This is a genomic window from Candidatus Campbellbacteria bacterium (assembly GCA_016699465.1).
GTDB lineage: Bacteria > Patescibacteriota > Minisyncoccia > Phycocordibacterales > EsbW-18 > EsbW-18.
Genome location: CP064977.1, coordinates 259,235 through 280,051 on the forward strand (window position 1 = coordinate 259,235; position 20,817 = coordinate 280,051).

Here is a 20,817-nt window from a genome sequence, read left to right on the forward strand (position 1 = left end):
ATATTATCTACCAAGAATTGAATCGAGGGTATTTTTCTTAATAATCATCCACGCAGGGATATATCCCGCAATCAATGTTGAAATAACCAAAATAGCAAGCTTCACCATTGTTCCAGACAGTGGGGCAACCAAAATACCATCAGAAAATGGGAAATTTATTGGATTTGCGTCAAAAAATGGAACAAGTAATCCATAAATCACTATGAGTGCCAATCCTGATCCAACAACTGCATACAATAGTGATTGAATCACGTATGAAAATTCAATTGCCTCAGCGCGAATACCAATACCTTTCAAAATACCAATATACTTGCGACGAGTAATCGCATTCACGAAAATAACAATGAAAATGGTAATCGAAGACACAAGAAGACCGACAGAACTAATACCATTTCCGAGAAGATCAAACGTCTTAATCATATCCAACAAAAATGTTGGTAACCCTTCACGCGAAAGACGCACAAGAGCATTTGCTCCAATACCACTGTCCAAAAGTGCTTGTTTTACTTTCGGAGCATCCGCAAGTGTTGTTGCTCTAATAGATACCTCATTTACATTAAGATTTGTGCGGCCCGCAAAGCGTATAAACTCTTTCTCCGGTAAAAAGGCCCTACGTGAGATTTCATCAACCTTCGTCTTTAGAATTCCTTTTACAATATACTCTTTTGTGGCTCCATTAACTGTCACGCGAACACGAGAACCCACATGTACATCTTTAATCGTTGGAAACCCTGCATCATCACCCTGTGCCCCAAGTGGAGAATATTGTTCAAGGAGCATTGACCCCAATACAATGTAATTTGTATCATCCGGCGACAAAAATTCTCCTTCTATAAGATGTTTTGAAATGTGCGTAAGTGCCTCTTCAGATTCAGGATTAATTCCCGAAAGGTTGGTTCCAACAGTGTCTCGAAGTTGTTGAGGATCACGACGAACGCGATAATTCGCTTCGATAGTTGCTCCTTCAGTATATCGAGCCGAATATGCCGCGACACCAGGGATAGTGTCCAATGTTGCAAGCATGTCAGTGCTTTTTTCTATGTATTTCTTTCCACCCAACGTTGAAAGAAACACATCTCCGGTAAATTGATCGCTGTACGCCTTAACAGACCCTTCAATAAGTCCCACAAGAATTCCTGACACAGCAACAAGGTTCAGGAACGTAAGCATCATGATAAAAATAATGAGCCCCGTAGTCCACTTACTTGCATGGCGTATTTGCCGCACACCAAGGAGAAATCCTATCTGTATTGTTTCTTTCCACATGTCAGAATACTTATAGAGAAACAATTACACGATCACCTTCCGAAAGCCCCGAAAGAATTTCAAAAAATCCATCTGACCCTCGTAATCCTAGAGCGACATCTGTGTCTCGAGTATCGTTATTTGTTCCTGTTATAAGTGAAACATACGGTGTTCCATTATCGCGATAATGAATTGCACGCGCAGGTATTGCAAGAGCATCTTTTCGTTCATCAGTAATAATAGTTACTTCAGCCGTCATACCAGAAGCAATCCGTTCGTCTTGTGTATCAAAAACAATACGTGCCTCATACACCGATACATTATCGACGATTGTCTCTGAACGATTTACTGAGGCAACTGTTGCGGGAAATGTGGTGACACCTCCGAGAGCATCTAATGTCACTGACGCTTTCTCACCAACATGCACTTTGACACTATCCACCTCAGGAAGATCAACTTCAATACCCAACGTGTTTTTTGAAATAAGTGAAACGGCAGGGACACCAACACCAGCTGATTCGCCTGGATCAATATGAACCGCGGTCACGATACCATCAAATGGTGCGATGAGTGTTCGTTCTCTAATTTGCGATTGAATGCGAGCAACCTCCGCCTGTGCTTGTGCAAGTTCTGCCTGCGCAATAGACGAACCAATAGTGCTTTGCGTACGCAGCTCCGCTTCTGCATCCTCTATTGCACGCTGTCGTTCATCTACCGCTGATTGATACGCACTATAATTTACTGTGTATGAAGTCCCTTTTTGATTTGGCAGTGTAACGTACCATGTGGTGTCCCTGTATGACGAAATCGTATCAGGGAACGAAATAAACAATCCTTGTGTTCCAAGTGCTGTTGGCCCCGTTCTGTGTATTTCAATCGGCTCAGCATTCTCTAAACCAAAAACACGGAGTATTTCTCGAGACTGTTGTACACCTGCGTCTATTCGTACTTTGTATGTACCTGCTTTTCCAACATATCGCCCTGTGATACTAGGCGCTGTTTGAGTATACGTTGATTCTTGCGGCTCAGCTTCAAGATCACTTGAAAGCATTTGACTCAACGCATTTGCAACGAGCGTGTCTTGTTTTTGTTTTATGGTATCTAATGAAACAAAGGTATTTGCAACTTGCGATTGTTTAATAAAAGCACCAGCTTGAGCAGATTGAAGTTCGGCTTGGAGTGTCCCGAGGCCAAGACGCGCCAATGTTGTACCTTGGGCAACTATGTCGTTGACTGACACGAATACATCTCGAACAACACCCGATGCTTCAAATCCTAAATCAGACACAACATCAGCTTTTACGGATCCAGAAAGAACCACTTTTTCAACGACGTCCCGTTTTTCAACAGAAATAACTTCCCCACTATTACCACCGCTCCTCGCTAACCCAAACCACAAAGCACCTATGACAATGAGTGCAGCAGGTACCCCATATACTATTTTTTTGTTCTGTAATAGAGATTGCATATGCGCTTAGTATACCACAAATATGGTATATCTACACGTATTTTAAAAAACACACCATTTCCATTCAATCACAACTACGTGCTCACTATTTTTGGAAACATTTTTGTAAGAATCGACGTACTGTGACCAGAAAGATTAAAAAGAATTACAAGCATAAAAAGGATCATTGAAACATACACATTGAAAAAACTCACCAAAATAGCAATACATGACGTATACACAGGAACAAGAATACGTAACGTACTGTGCTGGAGCTGAACCCCATCCATCTCCATGTTGCGTATCGTTGGTGAAGCAATGATGTACTGCCGCATCCAATACAACAAGAGCCCAATACAAATGATATTTAAACCATAAATAGTGATGGCCATCTGAGTAAAGAAATATTTTCCAAGAAGGAGTGTTGAAAATGGCACGAGACCAACCAACAAAAAGAAGAAGGCATTGATTGTGGTCAACTTTGAATCAATATTTTGTGCGAGTACAGACGCGATTGAATGGTGACCTCTCCAGTACGTGAAGAGAAGCAGGAAACTTAAAGAATAACTCAATAATTGTGGCATGAGAGAGATGAGCGAATACCACACCGCACTATTCCCTATGTCTCCAGTAAGCGTGGGCACACGAATCTCAAGTACAAGGAGCGTCATGACGATTGAAAAAATTCCATCGGCAAGTTGATCGAGTCGAGTTTGTTTCATACACACAAGTATACCTTGAGAGGTGCATTCTTGATACACCTTTTTATACACATCCCGTCGTCTGCGGAGCTTTTTCGTTTTTGCTTTCTACTTTCTACATCCCCGCCAGCTGTTGTTGGAGTAGTGCCACGAGTTGTTGAATCAGAGAAACAACCTGTACTTTGATATCAGCGATGAGTTTCGTTCGTTCGTCAGGAGTGAGAGGTGTGTCGGATGTGGGTGGTAGTAGTGGAGATGGTGGTGGTGTAACGGTATGTGGTTGAGTGGTGGTACGAGTGCTTCCGCCACTTCCTCCATTGGTGTTTGAGGGTGAGTCATTAGCGGTGAGGGTACAGGTGTAGGTGGTGTTGAGGGACATGGTGAGAGTTCCATCTGATGCGCAGTCGCCACCCCAGGTGATGTCATAGGTGGTACCAGCGGGTGTTGCGTGGGTGAGCGTGTGGGTGGTGGCGAGAGTCGTGGTGGCGACTGCGCTGGTGATAGGGAGACCATCAAGGTAGAGGGTGAAGTCTGCTACCTCTGCAGTACCACGGTCGTCGTTGGTGAGTGTGGTGGTGACGGTGAGGGTTGGTCCAATGTCGTCATTGGTGACGGTACATGCATACGTACTTCCCGCCTCCATGGTGATGTCACCGTTTTCGTCACAGTCTCCGCCATATGTGACGGCATACGCAGGGTCTTCTGTTTCGGAGATGGTGTATGAACCTGCTGACAGTGTGGTGGTGGCTACGCCACTGTCGATGGAGACACCATCAACAAACAACGGAAAGTCCTCGACGGCGAGTGTTCCTCCGTTGTCGTTGGTGACTGTGGTGGTGAGGGTGAGGGTGGCGCTATCCTCCCCATCAACAACAAAAATATCTGTTACGCCGTTCGTATCCCCGGAGGCAAGATTGGTTGCAGCAGAGTGAAATACGATAAACCGACCATCAGGAGAAATGGAGGGAACAACAGCGCTCGATGCACCATCCCCCTGAACACCGGCAGCGGATACACTCACACGTTCGACAGTGTCGTTGATGCGGTCGTAGACAAAGATGTCAGTTGTGCCGTTTGTGTCACCCAAAACAAGGTTGGTTGCTGTAGATTGGAACGAAACATACCGACCGTCGGAAGTAACTGATGTTTTACTTGAAACTCCATCTCCCTGAACACCGGCAGCGGATACACTCACACGTTCGACAGTGTCGTTGGTGCGGTCATAAACAAATGCGTCAGTCTGACTATTTGTATCGTTTGCGACAAGATTGGTAGCCGCAGATTCATAGGCAACATACCGACCGTCCGCAGAAATCATCGCATTTGCGGATGACGCATCTCCTTCAACACCTGCGCCAGATACACTTACACGCTCAATGGTATCCCCCGTGCGGTCGTAGACAAAGATGTCGGTTGCACTATTTGTGTCACCCGAGACGAGATTGGTAGCCGCAGATTGAAATGTAACGTACTGACCATCACTAGAAATAGCCGGCTCAGACGAAATATTATTCCCCTCAGCCCCAGCATCGGACACACTCACCCGCTCAATGGTGTCCCCCGTGCGGTCGTAAACAAAGATGTCAGTTTTAGCATTGGTATCTCCAACAACAAGATTGGTAGCCGTGGATTGAAACGCAACATACCGACCATCCGCTGAAATCGTCGGACTTGATGATGTTCCATCTCCTTCAGCTCCGGCATTTGATATGCTTACGCGTTCGATGATGTTGAGCGTGCGGTCATAAACAAAAATATCAGTCCTACTATTGGTATCTCCCGGAACAAGAACAGTTGCGAGTGACTGGAACGCAACATATCGACCATCCGCCGAAATCATAGGGTTGGACGACATACCATCTCCCTCAACCCCAGCATCGGACACACTCACCCGTTCGGTGGTGTCATTGGTGCGGTCGTAGACAAAGATGTCCGTTTGACCCGTATCACCCAAAACGAGATTGGTAGCCGCGGATTGAAATGTGATATACCGACCGTCAGACGAAATCGCAGAAACCGACGATGCCCCATTCCCCTGCACACCAGCATCATCCACACTCACTCGTTCAATTGTATTTGCAGAAACAAACACCGGAAGACACATCATCAAAAACGCACCCCCAAACAAGAGTTTTTTCATACATTTTTAAGTTAAACAACTCCACCAGCTAAAACCATATCTCATATAGCATACCATCCACCCCATTCTTCGCGTCAGTACTTTGTGTATAACTTTTCATCCTTGAGACCTGGATTCCCAAGGAACTCCATCAACAACGAGACGGGGCTTTCAAAAACTAAATGTTCGCAGGAATAGAATTACCGGCACCTATTTCCGGAGCAATGCGGAACATTACAACATACTTTTCCAAATCAACGATACCTCCCTGTACTTTATCAGGCACAACTGAAACAATAGATACGAGGTATCCGGCAAACACTATTGGCTCTTTATTACTTGCAATATCTACTATCGTTTTTTCTATCCCACTTTCAAGTGTCACATTTGCAGTTACAGCACCAGCCCATACACACTGTACGCCCGCAGGACACCGACTATCTGAAACAAGCTTGTTGAATGTAATCGTCATTCCGGCAGCAACACCTTTTTTCCCTACTCCAAGCACGATATCTTCAGGAGCACGGACGCGCCCATTGTCGACAGGTTGTTCAACGGATTGTTGTTCAGGTAACGAAATGTCCGACACCTGCGTCTTTTGAGACAAAAATACATACACCCCTCCACACAAAACCACGAGGCCAAGACATATATAAAGTACTTTTTTCATACAATGGGTATAGAAAATAAGGAAATACTAATACACTCATATTACTACACAAAAGCCCCGCTGTTGCGGGGCTTTTGTGTAGTAATATACCTACCTAGTTATCATCATCGTCATCACCATGGTTCTCTTTGGTACTTGTGGCAGAGTGTCCGTTATCAGAATCACTATCATGGTCATCGTTACCCTTACTATCCTTAGCGTCATCGTTACACGTGTTGGTTACGGCACTATTTCCAGACCATATTTTGTCACTCGCCTTACTTGCTCGGTTTTCATGATGTACGTTAAGCATGTCCTGCACCTTAGTGAGCGTGAGGTCCGCGTATTCAGCAAGAACATCCTGAACTATATCAGTTGTACTTGTTGAGCTCGTCGTAAAAATGTCCTTTGCACCGTTGTACTCAACTTTAATGAGTGTTTCGTTGGTGTATACAGTTGCCTCAAGTTCTGTAAGTCCCTTTGTGTTTGTTGTACTTGTGGCACAGTCATCTTTTGAACTAGTGTGTGTTTCTTTTGATTGACTACTCAAAACCGCAAACTGGTTGGTGAGCAATTCGATTAATTTTTGAAGAAGTGACTCCAATGTTTTTTGAAGCTCCTCAATGTGTGCTGATGAATTTGTATTGCTTGTTTCAGCGTGAGCATACTTCACATCTAGAGCACTAAAAAGACCAACTCCTAATACCAGAGACAGTGCAAGTCCTGCACATATTTTTGTATACGATTTATTTTTCATAACTATTTTTAATATTAGTGTTCATTAATATGTGAACATACTTATACTATACACATTGCCATTGTGCGTGTTACACACAAATCCAAAAAACGCACTTAAAATATATTTTTGTTAGGGCGTCAATACAAGAACACGCTACTCACCCACACATACATTATGCGCTTTTACTTGTGCATTGTATGTTTCAACATCTTTCTTTGATTGTTGTACAAAAACATTATACTCATGAACAAGTGTGTTATACATATCAACTTTTTGTGTATATACCGACCCAGACGCAGGAGTTGTGGTTTCTATATCAGTACGCATGTCTGAAAGTTTTTGTTGTAATTTTTCAAGCAACAACTGACCCTCCTCAATACGCACGTTTAATACCCCACTTACCCCAGGACAATCCGACGCAGGACGCCCAAACTCCTGCACCGCCAACCACACCATGTCCCCATTGAACATCCCTTTCTTAACAGCAACACCAATTTCGGTATATTTTGGATTAAGAATATTTTCTCGATGTCCTGGAGAATTCATCCATCCCTGAACCAGTTCCGAATCATCTGCATATTCTCCGAGAGCCAAATTTTCACCGATCATAACATACGCGTAGCCAACACTATGAGCCAAATCATCAGATCCAACCCCCACAGGTGACTCATGCTCAAAATATTGTCGTGCGAACATATCATCTACCTTTTTTTGCGCAGAAAGTGTCAGTAATGCGTTTGAAGAAAGCCCAGGAAGTCCCTCCTTTCGTCGATAGTAATTTGTTTGTGCAATCGTACCATTCACAGTTATTGCAAGATTTTTTATAGGATCCGAAAATACCTCTAGAGATGCCGGCCCTTTTCCCGATACCACAGGCGCTTCAGTTGGTACTGTATCGAGCGTAACATTCGTGCGCGGTTGTATTTCTGGAGCTTCTTCTGTACGCACAATAAACGTATTAATAGTTTTCTGTACCGTATTTTGTACAGTTTTGTGCACAGAAAGCGCCGTATCTTTTGTATTCAAAAAAGTATCTGCAACAGTGGTACTCACCGGTTGTACAACGACTCCACTATCCTGTCGATACATATACAAAAAAACTGAGAGACCAAGAAGTGTGCAAAGAAAGAATATACGCTTCATAATGTCAGTATATCATTTTAAAAATCATGCTTTACACTAGTAGTATGAAGCATTTTCCAAAAACGTTACGCAACGAGTTTGTGTGTTTTAAGAAGCTCAACACACCTGCAAAAATACAAGATTTTCTTAACACTATTCCTTTTAATTTTGAGCCTCACGGAAGCACGTGTCGATCTCCACGAAAAGTACTCGCCGATAACACGGCGCACTGTTTAGAGGGCGCTTTGTTTGCCGCAAGTGTTTTGTGGTACCACGGACAACAACCGCTGCTCCTTGATCTCGAAACACCCACCAATGACACCGATCACGTTGTTACGCTTTTCAAACAAGACAACTACTGGGGAGCTATCAGTAAAACAAACCACGCCGTATTACGGTATCGAGATCCTATATATAAAACAATTCGTGAGCTTGTCATGTCCTATTTTAATGAATACTTTATAAACAGCGGACACAAAACACTACGACGATACTCACGAAAACCCTTTGATATGTTGCAATTTGAAGACGAGTGGCTTACATCCAATAGAGACATGTGGAACATTGAAGATGAAATAATTCGTTCGCCACACGAAACCATCCTCACCACACACATGCTCAAAACACTTCGTCGTGCAGATGCTGTTGAAATAGCTGCTGGGAAAATAGTTGAGTGGAAAAAACCAAGAAAAAAATAGGCACCTCTTATACGTACCGTTTTTCGCGAGTAATGACAATTGCTGAGGTAAGTGATGCAATGAAGAAAAGCATTCCATAAAAACAAGGTGTTGCGAGTGGATGTGCCCCTGGGGTACAACTTACAGACGGTGTCCCTGCAGGAATGAGTGCGTAATACTCAGCGACCTCAAGTGAGAACACTGATGCTGCAAAAAGCACGCAAAAAATAAGGAAGTTTTTTAAATATTTTTGGTGCGTACCATTGAGTGTCTGTAGTACACGTAGCGACCATACAAAAGCGACGAAAAATGCAACCGCCCCATACAAACAAGCCGTACCAAGAGGATTTGGAATAGTGCAATCACGAAAACGAAACACCGTTCCATACACATCATAAAAATCAATGAACTGCGTCACGACGTTCGACCACGCAAACACGGTCCCACCCAACAATGCAAATGATTGTGCCCACAACCACACCTTGTTTTCTTTTTGAATGTAGTTTGTTTCCATACATGCTTATTATCGAATACCTGTATCAATTGAAAAATCAAATGAAACTATTTTTCCTGCACTCACAGTTATTTTTTTAGGAACATCACCACTACCGCCAACAGCTTGATGTGGAATATCTATAACATATGACCCGGCTGGTGCATTAAATTGGTACGTACCCGATGACGTAAAATGTCTTCGTCCAATTTCTGTCGTTCCATTATTTGCATACAGAATAACTTCACGAGATGTGTATGCTTCCGCAGGAACCGTACACGATACTCCTAGTCGTTCAACTGGACATATTGGACCAACCGTCACTTTTCCTGAAATTGCACCTTCGTCAGAACACAACGCAAACTCACAGTAAGGCGCCGTACGACCAACACCGCTACCGTCAGAACATAGTTTTGCATCCATCGTACACGCAACAGGATCAACTGGAGAAATATCTGGATTGGGACATGCGTCAAATACGCATGATGGTCCATGTCTTCCAACTGTAGAGCCATCCGCACACACTTTCATCTCTTTTGTGCACCCAATACTTTGCGGTGTTCCAGTCGCACTTGTGTCGTTTGCTGGACACGGCGCAAATTCACATCGAGGCCCTACGCGTCCAACAGAAGAACCATCTGAGCACATCTTTGCTTCTTCAGTGCACGCAACAAGTGCCACTTGTTTAACTGTCGTGTATGCATACCACCCCGCAATAAGAGCAACTGTAAGAATACCGAGAGGGATTGCTTGTTTAAACATAGATTTTTTTAGTAAGTGATTATGTGTAATTTTTTACTTCGAGGCAATCGCTTGAGTTCCGCTTCACGCGCACGACCTTCTGCGAGTGTTTTGTACTCTTCCACATACCGCAACACGACAGGTCTGCGAATTTTTGTGTACCGCGCACCACTTTTTAACACGTTGTGCTCTCGAACTCTTTTTTCAATATTGTTGGTACATCCAACATACAATGTTGTGTCTGCACACTCGAGAATGTACACGAAATACGTCATCACCCTCTAGATAGACACTGTGAGGATTTCAAGAAGTTTCTTCAAAGACACGACTGCTCCCGCAACAACCGAATCTCCTCCTCCGTAATAGATATATATGTTGTCTCTTCGAACAACTGCTCCACATGGAAATACGACGTGGGATACTTGTCCATTCACTTCATACCATTCACGTGGCTGTAAAATTGGTGCCGCGGTACGCGATATTATTTCTGTTGGATTTTTGAGATCAAGAAGAACTGCCCCCACACGATATGTCGAGGTTTCCGAAACGCCGTGGTACAACAACAACCATCCCGCTTTTGTTTTTATAGGTGGCGATGCAATGCCGACCTTTACCCCATCCCACATTCCTGGACGTGGCGCCAAAATTTGCACTCGATTTGGTAACCGTTCACCAATAACTGAAAGTGACTCAATAAAATCCGCAGATATCATGTTATCCATTCGATGAAATACAAGATATTTGTCATCAACTTTTTCTGGAAAAAGACATGCGTCTTTATCATCCACATTATCCAATGTAATAATTTGTGGAGATGACCACGTCCATCGGTGTGCCAAAAAATCTGATTCTTGAATGTGGGTAATAGCAACAGCTGGTGGCTGTATCCCATTATACGCGGTGTAACACATATACAACGTCTTTCCTATTTGTGTTATGCGAGGATCTTCACATCCAGAATTTCCACCAGGAACACCTTTGCGTTCAAAAGATTCTCGTGGCACGTACACAGGATCTACAAGTCGTTCATCGATTGTTTCTCCATCTGCGCTCGATGCATACCCAACCACCGACGTATTATCATCACCCATGGCACGATACAGAATATGTGTTTTTCCTTTCAGTTGAATAGCGGCTGGATTAAATGTTGCCTTTTTCTCCCACGCATTTTGTGTTGGTGTAATAATAGGATTCGAATCAAAACGAACAACTAATCGATCGGTCGCACCACGTTCAAGACTATCGAGGAGATGTTTTAGTTTTACTGTTGCCAAACAGCACGTCGTATCGGTCGCGCCATAATAAATATGGAGCAGTCCTTTTTTTACACACGCTCCAGACGGAAACACAATATTCATCACTTGCCCATATTTTTCGTACGTTTCTTCTGGCGTAATCAGTGGACCCTGTGTGTGTCCAATAACTTTTCGCGGATCTTGTAAATCCAAAAGTGCCGCCTCAATCCCAAATACCATCTTATCTTCACCGTAATGTTGAATATGAGAATAGATAAGCAGCCAACCCTTTGACGTTTTAATGGGCGGAGCACCAATCTCCGTGTGATCCCCACTCCTATGTGTCAATTCAATTCGTCGTGACTCGATATCTTCATTCCACTTTTCCCAATACTCAGGAGTCCACAATTCTTCGATGCTGTTACAGGTTGCAATAACTGTTTTTGCTGGAGGACTATCAGTGTGTGCAGAAAAAATAACTGCGTACTTTCCATTTATTTTTTCTGGAAACAGTGCCATCGCCTTTGCATTAAACGGCGTAACGAGATGTTTGTGTTCAATTGTTTTAAGATCTTTTGACGTCGCAACAGCAACACGAATACCTTCTGCTGAAAAAGGATATGTACTCAGTGCTGTATAAAAAATGTAATACGTATTTCCAATTTTTGTTACTCGAGGATCTTCACACCCAAATTTTTCCCAATCATACTCTGGCGTAATAAGTTGTTCTCGAGAAGAAAAATGTATTCCATCATGTCCCCGCGCAACACCGACAGTTGAAATATGTAAATGCTGACCTTCATAAAAAATCTTTTCAGACATAGCACGATACAATGCAACAGACGTCCCACGATATTCGGTCGGACACCAATTAAACGTCGCAAAAGCCTCCCACGGATTGTGCTTAATGGGATTAATGATTGGATTGTGTGGTGAACGTTTAACAGTAAACATGAGAATCTATCGTGAGGATTTATTTTTTCTTCGTGTAAGTTTTGACTTCTCTCCCGTCATGAGTTTTGCAAGAAATTTTTTTACATCAGCAACAGCAACACAGCATACCGTATCCGCACCTCCATAGTATACAAACAGAAGTCCATCTTTGATAACCGCCCCGCTCGCATAAATAACCCCTGCTTTAAATCCTTCATTTTCATACCACTCATCAGGCTCAAGAATCGGCTGAGACGAGCGATACAAGACTTTTTCAGGATCATTGAGGTCAAGAAGCATTGCGCCGAGTTTGTAGCGATTCGGATCATTTACATCCATTGCGTGGTACAACACCAACCAACCATGCTCTGTCTTTATTGGCGATGGCCCAGCACCACGAATCCAGTTATCCCACGTTTTTCGACGCGCACCACTCTTGTATGCACTTTTAATAAACTTTGTCCCATCGAATTCATCAAGAGAATCAACGTACGCAACAGATACCTCTGGAGCAATACTATGCAACACCGCATGTTTACCATTAATTTTTTCTGGAAAGAGAAGCCAATTTTTGTGCACCTCATTCGGAGGAGAAATAAACACAGGTTTTTTCCATTTCCAAATACGATTAAGAAAATATGAGAGTTCAAGCCACGTCAGTGCAATACGAATAGAACTCCATCCATCAAAAGCTGTAAAGAGCATGTAGACACGATCACCAATAAGGGTAATGCGCGGATCTTCTGAACCCCCACAAAATCCACCTCCGGATGAGTGTGGAATTTTGAACTCTGAGCGATCTCCCGCTGGTGTATTGCGATGAAAAAACGCTGGCTCAGGGTATCGTCCATCAACGGTAAAACCATCTGAACTATGGGCATATCCAACCATGGAAATATCACTACCACCAACAGCACGATACACGAGGTGTACTTTTCCATCATGAAGAATCGCACTTGGATTAAACACCCACTTTGATTCCCAAAAATGTTGTGATGGGGCGATAATTGGATTTTGTGCGTGACGTATCAACGTAAGCGGGTGTCCTTTTTTTGCATGTATAACCTTCGGTATGCGTTTCGTAGTGCGCTTTTTTGGTGCACGTTTTGTTATACGTTTTTTTGATACCGCAACTCTTTTCTTCGGCGTTATTTTTTTCTTTACAACCACCCGGCGCTTAGACACTCGCGAGGCCACTTTTTTGATTGGCTTCGTTTTTTTCCTTGATAGTGTTTTTTTCTTACGTACGACCATACTTGTCTTCTACACGAGTAATGTCATGTTCATCGAATGTCCCGTATGAAATCTCCAAACATTCAACATCATCGTTGGGTGCAGATATTCTGTGTTCCACGCCTGTATAAATTTCAAACTCATCTCCGCCATGTGCCTCTCGTATTTCATTTCCAATAGTAATGCGCGGCGTTCCAGATAGTACGCGCCAGAATTCAGTACGCTGTGTATGATGTTGCAAACTAAGTTGTTCGCCACGATTAACGTGCAGAATTTTCACCGTTACTGGTTCACTGGTTGTAAATTGACGAAATGAACCCCACGGACGCTGTTCATCAAATGGTTTTTGCATGTACACAGTATACCTTTTTTCTTCAAAAATTTCAGGAAGTAATCCACCCCCTAAGAAGATTCTTAGTATCATCCAATCCCGGGGCCTCTACAGAAACTGTTTGAACACCAAGAAACATCACCGATGCATCGTTACCACCAGGAAACAGGGCGTCTCCAACGTACAACATGTCCGATAGAGGAATACCGAGATACTGAGCGAGATGAGCAAGCCCCGTCGCTTTTGTAATTCCTTTTCGCGTTACATCGATCGATGTCGCACCACCCATACTCATTGAAAACTGTGGAAGAAGTGGTTCCATAACAACAAGCATTGCTTTTCGTTTTAAAAAATCTGGATCCCACTTCATTTTAAATTCGAGAGGACCTTCACTTCCCAATGCTGAAAATGTTATTTGTGATCCCCTGTCTTCAACAAGTTCCCCTTTCGTGTGTTCTTCGTCTTTTTCAAAATGTGTTGCAATAAACGCCTGTTCAAATGCATCGTAAATAGATTTTTTTTCTTCTTCAGTTAATAGTTCTTGATATATCGGGGTCCATTCATGTGTATATGTATACAATGCTGCACCATTTGTTGGAATGATAAAAATATTTTGTAGCTCTTCTAGAGTACATCTCAATTTATTAACCACCTGTTCAAGACACTGAGAAAGTGGCGCACCTGAAACTATTGCAACCTTTTTTTCTCGTATCAAGTGCAACAAGAGTTCGGCCATCTCCGTATCAATGGTTGTTTTTGATTCCGTGAGGGTCTGATCAATATCAAACGCGATGAGTTGTGCTGAGGGCATACTAATTTTTGTATTCTTCTAAAACTTTATTAAAAAATGTATATTTCTTTCTCATGTATTCTTTAAAATCAATCATTCCGTACGGGAGTTTTGTTTGCTCATACTCGGTACACAGTTTTTTATTTTTTGACAATAACTCAAATATTTTTATTTGATCTTTAGTTGAATCAGAATCTTTATCAGTCATATATAGTTCCACATCAAAACCATCTCTTTGAAACTGCCATTTAACTGACTTAGTTATTCGCGAAGGAGCTCCGAAAAGGTTTTCCACAACATTTCGATACATATTAATTTCCGATGGAGTACAGAGTATTATGATGTCAATGTCATTTTGCCCAGCGATACCGAGGGCTGCAGCACCGCCAAAATGTAGCGGAAGGGTAGGTAAAACAGAGTGTAATTCCTCTATAATTTTATTTGCTACCTTTTGAACTTGAGGATCAAACGGCTTTACTTCAATCATCTTTCCATTAGGGAGAGTTGACAGATAGTATTCTTGAGACTCTTTAATCATAAATTGTTCCGGGATAGGGACTCGGTCACGAGTTACTAAGTATTTTACCCGCTTCGCGGTTAAAATCCTAAGTACTCGCAACCCCGCCTCAGAAAACAGTTTACTAAACTGTTTTCTTCCGGCTTTCGAGTCCCTATCTACACTAGCAGACTAAATATTAAAATAACTGGCACTGTGCCAGTTATTTTAATATTTGTTGCCGGGCAGGGACTCGAACCCCGATACTCAGGACCAAAACCTGATGTCCTACCATTAGACGACCCGGCAATACAACCACTAGCACCCATGCCAGCCAAAACACTATATCTTTTAAAACGCCTTTAGCCAAGCCCGCCCGCAGTGTTAGACATATGTGCATACGCACGACAACTTCGCTTCACTAGCGATGGCCCTTCAAAAATAAGTCCTGTCACCATTTGAATCATGTCCGCACCGGCATTGAATTTCTCTAAGGCACTTTCTGGAGACAGAACACCACCACACCCAAAAATGGTAAACCTTGTACCGAAGCGTTCTCGTGTCTTTCGGATAAGTCCGTTAGACAATTGTTCACACGGCTTTCCGCTTAGACCACCCGCGTATTTTTCTGGTGCCTCATCTCTGTGTGTCAAAGAATTGTACTCTTTATTGAGATTTCCTATCACCACACCCGAGAAACCGAGTGTATCAATAATGGTAAGTAGTTCTTCAAACACATTCCACGGAAGATTAATGGGCATCTTCACGTACATTGGCTTTGAATGCTTGACCGTTTTAAGTTCCGAGAGAAGAGATTTTAGGAGTGTTGGAGTTGTAAATGTTTCTCCACCAAACGCATTCGGACAGGAAATGTTTATCGTATAGAAGTCGCCAACATTTTCAGCAACTAACCGTTCAAGTGAATACTTATAGTCTGCAATACCCTCTTCAATACTTGCTGCCTGTGCGTCATTAGTTCGTGCGATACTGATACCCACAACATATCCCTTTTCTCGTGGTTGCGACTTGAGTCGTTTGATAATTGCATCAACACCATCATTTCGAAGTCCTTTGTTAACTAAAATACTCTGCGAACGAATGAGGCGCGTTAGCCGTGGAGTTGGATTACCTGCCGAGGCCCGTGCAGTTACCGAACCAACTTCTTCCCCACTCATGCCAATTGATGACAAGATTCGCGTCAAACGACCATTGTAGTCAAAACCAGCACAGAGCAAAAATGGTGTTGTGTAGGTAATACCGTCTAGTGTCTTTGAAATAACAGACCCTCTGTAGCCATACAAAAAACGAACCAGAGCACGACCGAAAGCTGCATGTCCCAACCACTCACCAAGGGCAACCATGAGGTCATGCGCCCTCTCTGGGTCGAGTTGAAAAAGTATCGGTTTTAAGAGTAGTTTGTAGAACGACATACCAGAAAAAACAAATTCGGATTATTTTTTACTCCACTTTTGATCTTTTTTATTTCTATCAACAAACCAAGAATCATTTTCATCAAACCACCATGAGTCTGGGTGTGTTGTGGCTAGTAGACGCCCAAGTTTTTTGCCCGCTTTTGTTTTCAAACGTTTTTGTGTCACAGCTATCCATTTTTTTGCCTTCACATTTCCTTTTATTTCTTCACCACGAAGTGTTGCCATCCACTCAAGTTGGTCTGCATCTTTTACCAATTGAGCCTCCAATGTTTTTCGTGCCTGTTCTTCTTCAAAAAGCTCTTGAATTTCAGCACCAAATGGCACACTATTGGCAATATCTTTCACTGCTTCAGGTTCAGCAAGTCTGCCGTATCGCTGGTGTACATAGTTGTGATCTGATGTACGCCCCTCTCCTATGTCATGAAATAAAGACATTAATACAATCTTTTCTCTATTTGCTTTCGGTTCAAAATAAGCCAGCGCGTATCCAATCATCGCTACATGAAAAAGGTGTTCCGCAACTGATTGTGAACCACTCCCTAAAAACCAAAAACCCGATCGAGGGGTCTGACTGTGAATATTTGTTTCATAAATAAAATCAACAGTCCTCTGATATACGTCTTTTTTATTCGTGGTCTTCTTTTTCATAGAAAAATTCTCTATCGACTATTTTGTCGTCGAATCAATAATTGCAAGTTCAAGGGGTAAGTGTGGAAGATACGCTCGTGAGATAGCCGTGTGTACATCAAGAAATCGTGCGAGAGTTGTCGACGTAATACGTGCAGGTTGTGCAGTAGCATATTCGTGCAACAACGCCATGTCTGTTTCTGAAAATTCTTCACTAAACTGTTTCTTCATATCTGGAGCATAGCGGAGAAGTAAAATGGCACGAAGTTTTTCTAATACAAGTTTACTCATCACGTTCATATCAACACCTTCATGTGCTGCTGTATGTAACGCATCAAGCGCTCCTGTAGGATCTCCTGTGTGCAACGATGTCACCAGAGCATTCACATAAGTAGCGCGGGGAGCCGACGTGATAAGAGACACCTCATCAACACCTACTTTTTTATCTGATGATGCATAAATAACTTTTTGCAAAATACCTGTCGCATCACGAAATGACCCTTCGGCAAGAAGTGCAATCAAATCTCCTGCTGCATGCTCAAGGGTAAAACCTTCTTTTTTTGCAAGTGACACCACGTGTTCTTTCAGCATGTCACGTGTTGGTTGCTTAAAGGTGTGCACTTCACATCGAGAAATAATGGTATCCAAAATTTTGTGAAGCTCTGTCGTTGCGAGAATAAAAATAACGTGTGCAGGAGGTTCTTCGAGTGTTTTCAAAAGTGCATTAAACGCCTCTTTGGTAAGCATGTGAGCCTCGTCAATAATATATACCTTGTACGGTGAATGAAACGGCAACGTTGCAACCGCGTCACGTAGAGCTCGAGCATCATCAACACCACGATTACTTGCTGCATCAATTTCATACAAATCGGTGTCATGTGTACCCAAGGCACGCGCAAAAATACGCGCAACGGATGTTTTTCCTGTTCCCCGCCCGCCTGTAAAAAGATACGCATGTCCAACGTGGTGTTGTTCAAGAGCGCCTTGAAGCACCTTTACCACATGATCTTGACCACGGACCTCATCAAAGGCCTGCGGTCGGTATTTTCTGTACAACGCTACAGTATTCATATGTATGAGTATATCACCTCAATCGCCTCACTGGCAGTTTTTGCATCCATAAGCTTGAGGAGTATTTTTTTGTCATATCCATCACCATGAAGGTACGATTTAAAATGCTTTTTCATGAGTGCAAAGGACTTTCGCTCCCCACATAATTCATCAAAAAGTTTTGTATGCTCAGCGAGAACAGCAAGTCGCCCTTTGAGATCCGGACGAGGAATATCTGAGCCAAGCCATGGATTTCCAAAGACGGCTCGCCCAAACATCACACCATCACACCCATACGTAATAACTTTTTCATGTGCATCATCCATATCAACAACATCACCATTTCCGATGATAAGCGTGTCGTGTGAAGAATCTTTTTCAAAATAATCTCGTAGTGCAATTGCGTGTGCAATCGTATCCCACCGTGCGGGAACTTTTGACATTTCTTTTTTTGTACGAGCATGAATAGTGATTGCATCTACTTTTGTTTCAAGAAGTGTCGGCAGCCATGTTTCCAATTCATTTGTTGTATACCCAATGCGTGTCTTCACCGACACAGGAATGTCACCAGCACCTTGTTTGAGTGCGTAAATTAATTCTTGTGCCAACTTCGGTTCTTTCATAAGTGCTGCACCTGCTCCTTGTTTGCATACGCCATCGTCAGGACAACCCATGTTGATATCAACCCCATCAAATCCGAGTTCGCGTGCAAGTGCTCCAGCTTTTTCCATATACTCCGGCGTTGATGTAAAAAATTGTGCAACAACCGGGCGTTCACTTTCTGAATAGTCCAAATCATGAATAAGCGCGTCGTGTCCTCCTCGAAACAGTCCATCTGCAGAAACAAACTCGGTCCAGAGCACATCAAGTTTTCCATACTTTGCAATCATCCTCCGAAAGGCCGGATCGGTTACGTCCGCCATCGGAGCAAGGCAAAAAAATGGTTGTGGGAGTTTTTTCCAAAAAGACATCCCGTTAGAAATAGGACACGGACACACACTGCCCTTGTTCTAAGGTTATTATTTTTTTAAATAAACGACTTTGGTACATATGCCTACGTTATTCGTCCGTTATTTCTAACGGGGACATGTGCATACCGTACCACTTGCATGCACAGGTCACAAGACGTACCATGCCCGCAGACGCAACTAGCCTAGGAGGAGTAAACCATGGGTAACACGTGTCCACACTGCGGAGCACCAACAAGTGGCGATGGAAGGTATTACAACGCAAGAGATGCGGGATTCCGTGACGGATACAACCAAAAGACACCCCCCGAGGAACGTCTCCACTCGAGAGATTACCTCGAGGGGTTCCGTGAGGGGTCGACTGTGCGAAGAACCCGCGAAGGTCGCGATAAGCCGCAAAGGACCACTGTGGAACTCAGCCCGGAGCAGCGGAATGCCAGGGCAAACCAAGATGCCGCGGAAGCCGAGGAGCGTGCGAACTTTGTCTCTAGATACGGAAGAAGCACCTTTCTGTAGAAGGAGCGGGTTTGCACAGTGAGGCTGAACACACACGTGTGGGCAGCCTTTTCTTTTTGTGTGGACAACCAAAGCACTTGCAAAGAGTACATTCAAGTGGTACAGTTTTTTTCGGAAGTACAATATGCGTTTTCCACACATGCACTACGTATGTGTGTAATTAAGGAGGCATTACCTAAAATGCCCAGGAAACGCCGGGGAACGCGCAACAAGAAGAAGGTGAACGGGACTCCAGTCGAGAACGGCTTGATGAAGCCTCCCCAGGGAGGCCCGAAGCCGCAAGGTCTCAAGGTCCTCGCCAACGCGGGCACCCATCGCCCCCACCTCGCCTTCTAGGCAACCCCCCAATCATCGGGCCCTCCACCAGAGGAGGGCCCTTTTCAATTACCGAGGGCGCAATTCGGGGACACTTTCATGTACGACAGGAGCTTCTATCTCGCCTTCTTTTTCTTTATAAAAAATCTTGTTACCAAATCGAAGATCAATATACTCAATTCGTCCGAGATCGGCGACTTTTTTAAAATCTTCTGACTCAATAACCGTCTGTATGTTAGTGAGCACCTCATCATAGCGTGCGTTTCGTTGCACTAACAAATGTACCACCCCTCGCTGTGGTGTCATCACAGTGAGATTCATTTCATCCCCGAGAGTACGAATACGCGTTACACGCATAGAAAGTTTTCCAAGAGCTGTGATGAATGAGGCACGTCGTGTAAATTCCTCTGATGGAAATACATACATACCGAGTGGTTGTGGATCCATCTCAAGCTCATGCACGACATACGATGAACCCAAAAAACGAGGGGCTTGAATAAAAACAAACCCTGTCGCATCAACCAAATAACATTCTTCCAATACTTCCTGCGCGTTATCTTGTAGTCGACACGCAACAGCAACACCTTTTCGTTCTTCAATACGAATGCGAAGCGTGTGCATACCTTCTACATCAACAAATACTTTTTTTATACTTGGAAATGTTGTGCGTAATTTTTTTTGTATGTCTGTTCGTGGATACAAAAAGACATTTCGTTTTGAAAAAAGATGTCCATATGAACCCACAAGCTCTGCACGTACCTGCGCAAACACCTCTGCACGTGACACAGTTTCCTCTCCTTCAATCATCACAGTATTAATACGTATAAACGGTGCATACGAAAGTTGCCACACAAAAAGAAAAACTGCTACCGCAAGAGCACTATATACAATAGAAAACACCACGAAACGTTTGCGTCTCTGTTGGCGAACACGCTCTGATGTAAACCTACGGAACAT

Annotated in this window: 21 protein-coding genes and 1 tRNA gene; 1 reads left to right on the top strand and 21 read right to left on the bottom strand. The window is 43.3% G+C overall.

All coding sequences use genetic code 11. The features are described from left to right. Nucleotides 1-3 precede the first annotated feature (3 nt). From IPJ70_01405 to IPJ70_01435, 7 genes are all read right to left on the bottom strand, one after another. Complete coding sequence (locus tag IPJ70_01405) at nucleotides 4-1,266, bottom strand: hypothetical protein (GenBank protein ID QQR82749.1); 1,263 nt, start codon at nucleotides 1,264-1,266, stop codon at nucleotides 4-6. Between the two features lie 10 nt (nucleotides 1,267-1,276). Then, complete coding sequence (locus IPJ70_01410; protein QQR82750.1) at nucleotides 1,277-2,713, bottom strand: efflux RND transporter periplasmic adaptor subunit; 1,437 nt, start codon at nucleotides 2,711-2,713, stop codon at nucleotides 1,277-1,279. Between the two features lie 74 nt (nucleotides 2,714-2,787). Further along, nucleotides 2,788-3,414 carry a DUF1211 domain-containing protein gene (locus IPJ70_01415; protein QQR82751.1) on the bottom strand — a complete coding sequence of 209 codons (627 nt, stop codon included), beginning with the start codon at nucleotides 3,412-3,414 and terminating at the stop codon, nucleotides 2,788-2,790. Between the two features lie 94 nt (nucleotides 3,415-3,508). Beyond that, nucleotides 3,509-5,533 carry a PD40 domain-containing protein gene (locus IPJ70_01420; protein ID QQR82752.1) on the bottom strand — a complete coding sequence of 675 codons (2,025 nt, stop codon included), beginning with the start codon at nucleotides 5,531-5,533 and terminating at the stop codon, nucleotides 3,509-3,511. Nucleotides 5,534-5,690: 157 nt separating this feature from the next. Next, nucleotides 5,691-6,182 (bottom strand): hypothetical protein, encoded by a 492-nt coding sequence (locus IPJ70_01425; GenBank protein QQR82753.1) that lies wholly within the window; start codon nucleotides 6,180-6,182, stop codon nucleotides 5,691-5,693. Nucleotides 6,183-6,276: 94 nt separating this feature from the next. Next, nucleotides 6,277-6,918, bottom strand: a complete 642-nt coding sequence (locus IPJ70_01430) for a hypothetical protein (protein ID QQR82754.1) — start codon at nucleotides 6,916-6,918, stop codon at nucleotides 6,277-6,279. A gap of 135 nt (nucleotides 6,919-7,053) precedes the next feature. Further along, nucleotides 7,054-8,043 (bottom strand): CAP domain-containing protein, encoded by a 990-nt coding sequence (locus IPJ70_01435; protein ID QQR82755.1) that lies wholly within the window; start codon nucleotides 8,041-8,043, stop codon nucleotides 7,054-7,056. Between the two features lie 44 nt (nucleotides 8,044-8,087). On the opposite strand from IPJ70_01435, the gene IPJ70_01440 reads away from it, so the two are divergent. Next, nucleotides 8,088-8,720 carry a hypothetical protein gene (locus IPJ70_01440; GenBank protein ID QQR82756.1) on the top strand — a complete coding sequence of 211 codons (633 nt, stop codon included), beginning with the start codon at nucleotides 8,088-8,090 and terminating at the stop codon, nucleotides 8,718-8,720. A gap of 7 nt (nucleotides 8,721-8,727) precedes the next feature. On the opposite strand, the gene IPJ70_01445 is transcribed toward IPJ70_01440, so the two are convergent. The 14 genes from IPJ70_01445 to IPJ70_01510 form a co-directional block, all read right to left on the bottom strand. Further along, entirely contained in the window at nucleotides 8,728-9,213 is a 486-nt protein-coding gene (locus IPJ70_01445; protein QQR82757.1) for a hypothetical protein, read from the bottom strand. A gap of 9 nt (nucleotides 9,214-9,222) precedes the next feature. After that, nucleotides 9,223-9,954: a hypothetical protein gene (locus IPJ70_01450; protein QQR82758.1), complete on the bottom strand. Its 732-nt coding sequence runs from the start codon at nucleotides 9,952-9,954 to the stop codon at nucleotides 9,223-9,225. Nucleotides 9,955-9,962: 8 nt separating this feature from the next. Next, nucleotides 9,963-10,208, bottom strand: coding sequence for a GIY-YIG nuclease family protein (locus IPJ70_01455; GenBank protein QQR82759.1), 246 nt, complete (start codon nucleotides 10,206-10,208; stop codon nucleotides 9,963-9,965). Nucleotides 10,209-10,214: 6 nt separating this feature from the next. Continuing rightward, nucleotides 10,215-12,122 (bottom strand): hypothetical protein, encoded by a 1,908-nt coding sequence (locus IPJ70_01460; GenBank protein QQR82760.1) that lies wholly within the window; start codon nucleotides 12,120-12,122, stop codon nucleotides 10,215-10,217. Between the two features lie 6 nt (nucleotides 12,123-12,128). Then, on the bottom strand, nucleotides 12,129-13,355 hold the full coding sequence (locus IPJ70_01465; protein ID QQR82761.1) for a hypothetical protein: 1,227 nt from the start codon (nucleotides 13,353-13,355) through the stop codon (nucleotides 12,129-12,131). Beyond that, the gene (locus tag IPJ70_01470; protein ID QQR82762.1) at nucleotides 13,342-13,686 is read right to left on the bottom strand and encodes a phosphomannose isomerase type II C-terminal cupin domain; all 345 of its coding nucleotides are present in this window, start codon (nucleotides 13,684-13,686) and stop codon (nucleotides 13,342-13,344) included. The genes IPJ70_01465 and IPJ70_01470 overlap by 14 nt, the downstream gene beginning before the upstream one ends. Nucleotides 13,687-13,717: 31 nt before the next feature. Further along, nucleotides 13,718-14,476, bottom strand: coding sequence for an HAD-IIB family hydrolase (locus tag IPJ70_01475; protein QQR82763.1), 759 nt, complete (start codon nucleotides 14,474-14,476; stop codon nucleotides 13,718-13,720). Nucleotide 14,477: 1 nt separating this feature from the next. Beyond that, nucleotides 14,478-14,993 (bottom strand): GrpB family protein, encoded by a 516-nt coding sequence (locus tag IPJ70_01480; protein ID QQR82764.1) that lies wholly within the window; start codon nucleotides 14,991-14,993, stop codon nucleotides 14,478-14,480. 196 nt (nucleotides 14,994-15,189) lie between these two features. After that, nucleotides 15,190-15,260 (bottom strand) — tRNA-Gln (locus tag IPJ70_01485). 53 nt (nucleotides 15,261-15,313) lie between these two features. Continuing rightward, nucleotides 15,314-16,381, bottom strand: a complete 1,068-nt coding sequence (locus tag IPJ70_01490; protein ID QQR82765.1) for a quinone-dependent dihydroorotate dehydrogenase — start codon at nucleotides 16,379-16,381, stop codon at nucleotides 15,314-15,316. Nucleotides 16,382-16,402: 21 nt separating this feature from the next. After that, a complete protein-coding gene (locus tag IPJ70_01495) occupies nucleotides 16,403-17,032 on the bottom strand; it encodes an HD domain-containing protein (GenBank protein QQR82766.1) in 630 nt (209 codons plus the stop codon). A gap of 18 nt (nucleotides 17,033-17,050) precedes the next feature. Next, a complete protein-coding gene (gene dnaX, locus IPJ70_01500) occupies nucleotides 17,051-18,082 on the bottom strand; it encodes a DNA polymerase III subunit gamma/tau (protein QQR82767.1) in 1,032 nt (343 codons plus the stop codon). Further along, entirely contained in the window at nucleotides 18,079-19,032 is a 954-nt protein-coding gene (locus IPJ70_01505) for a tRNA-dihydrouridine synthase (protein QQR82768.1), read from the bottom strand. Before IPJ70_01505 ends, dnaX begins: the two co-directional genes overlap by 4 nt. A gap of 897 nt (nucleotides 19,033-19,929) precedes the next feature. Then, nucleotides 19,930-20,817 (bottom strand): hypothetical protein, encoded by an 888-nt coding sequence (locus IPJ70_01510; protein ID QQR82769.1) that lies wholly within the window; start codon nucleotides 20,815-20,817, stop codon nucleotides 19,930-19,932.

Bases quoted from the DNA above. Each gene is read 5' to 3' on its own strand.
- IPJ70_01430 (QQR82754.1), bottom strand. From the start codon at position 6,918: ATGAAAAATAAATCGTATACAAAAATATGTGCAGGACTTGCACTGTCT.
- IPJ70_01420 (QQR82752.1), bottom strand. From the start codon at position 5,533: ATGAAAAAACTCTTGTTTGGGGGTGCGTTTTTGATGATGTGTCTTCCG.
- IPJ70_01455 (QQR82759.1), bottom strand. From the start codon at position 10,208: ATGACGTATTTCGTGTACATTCTCGAGTGTGCAGACACAACATTGTAT.
- IPJ70_01480 (QQR82764.1), bottom strand. From the start codon at position 14,993: ATGATTAAAGAGTCTCAAGAATACTATCTGTCAACTCTCCCTAATGGA.
- IPJ70_01450 (QQR82758.1), bottom strand. From the start codon at position 9,954: ATGTTTAAACAAGCAATCCCTCTCGGTATTCTTACAGTTGCTCTTATT.
- IPJ70_01435 (QQR82755.1), bottom strand. From the start codon at position 8,043: ATGAAGCGTATATTCTTTCTTTGCACACTTCTTGGTCTCTCAGTTTTT.
- IPJ70_01405 (QQR82749.1), bottom strand. From the start codon at position 1,266: ATGTGGAAAGAAACAATACAGATAGGATTTCTCCTTGGTGTGCGGCAA.
- IPJ70_01425 (QQR82753.1), bottom strand. From the start codon at position 6,182: ATGAAAAAAGTACTTTATATATGTCTTGGCCTCGTGGTTTTGTGTGGA.
- IPJ70_01465 (QQR82761.1), bottom strand. From the start codon at position 13,355: ATGGTCGTACGTAAGAAAAAAACACTATCAAGGAAAAAAACGAAGCCA.
- IPJ70_01410 (QQR82750.1), bottom strand. From the start codon at position 2,713: ATGCAATCTCTATTACAGAACAAAAAAATAGTATATGGGGTACCTGCT.
- IPJ70_01440 (QQR82756.1), top strand. From the start codon at position 8,088: ATGAAGCATTTTCCAAAAACGTTACGCAACGAGTTTGTGTGTTTTAAG.
- IPJ70_01475 (QQR82763.1), bottom strand. From the start codon at position 14,476: ATGCCCTCAGCACAACTCATCGCGTTTGATATTGATCAGACCCTCACG.
- IPJ70_01415 (QQR82751.1), bottom strand. From the start codon at position 3,414: ATGAAACAAACTCGACTCGATCAACTTGCCGATGGAATTTTTTCAATC.
- dnaX (QQR82767.1), bottom strand. From the start codon at position 18,082: ATGAATACTGTAGCGTTGTACAGAAAATACCGACCGCAGGCCTTTGAT.
- IPJ70_01460 (QQR82760.1), bottom strand. From the start codon at position 12,122: ATGTTTACTGTTAAACGTTCACCACACAATCCAATCATTAATCCCATT.
- IPJ70_01495 (QQR82766.1), bottom strand. From the start codon at position 17,032: ATGAAAAAGAAGACCACGAATAAAAAAGACGTATATCAGAGGACTGTT.
- IPJ70_01505 (QQR82768.1), bottom strand. From the start codon at position 19,032: ATGTCTTTTTGGAAAAAACTCCCACAACCATTTTTTTGCCTTGCTCCG.
- IPJ70_01445 (QQR82757.1), bottom strand. From the start codon at position 9,213: ATGGAAACAAACTACATTCAAAAAGAAAACAAGGTGTGGTTGTGGGCA.
- IPJ70_01470 (QQR82762.1), bottom strand. From the start codon at position 13,686: ATGCAAAAACCATTTGATGAACAGCGTCCGTGGGGTTCATTTCGTCAA.
- IPJ70_01490 (QQR82765.1), bottom strand. From the start codon at position 16,381: ATGTCGTTCTACAAACTACTCTTAAAACCGATACTTTTTCAACTCGAC.
- IPJ70_01510 (QQR82769.1), bottom strand. From the start codon at position 20,817: ATGTTCCGTAGGTTTACATCAGAGCGTGTTCGCCAACAGAGACGCAAA.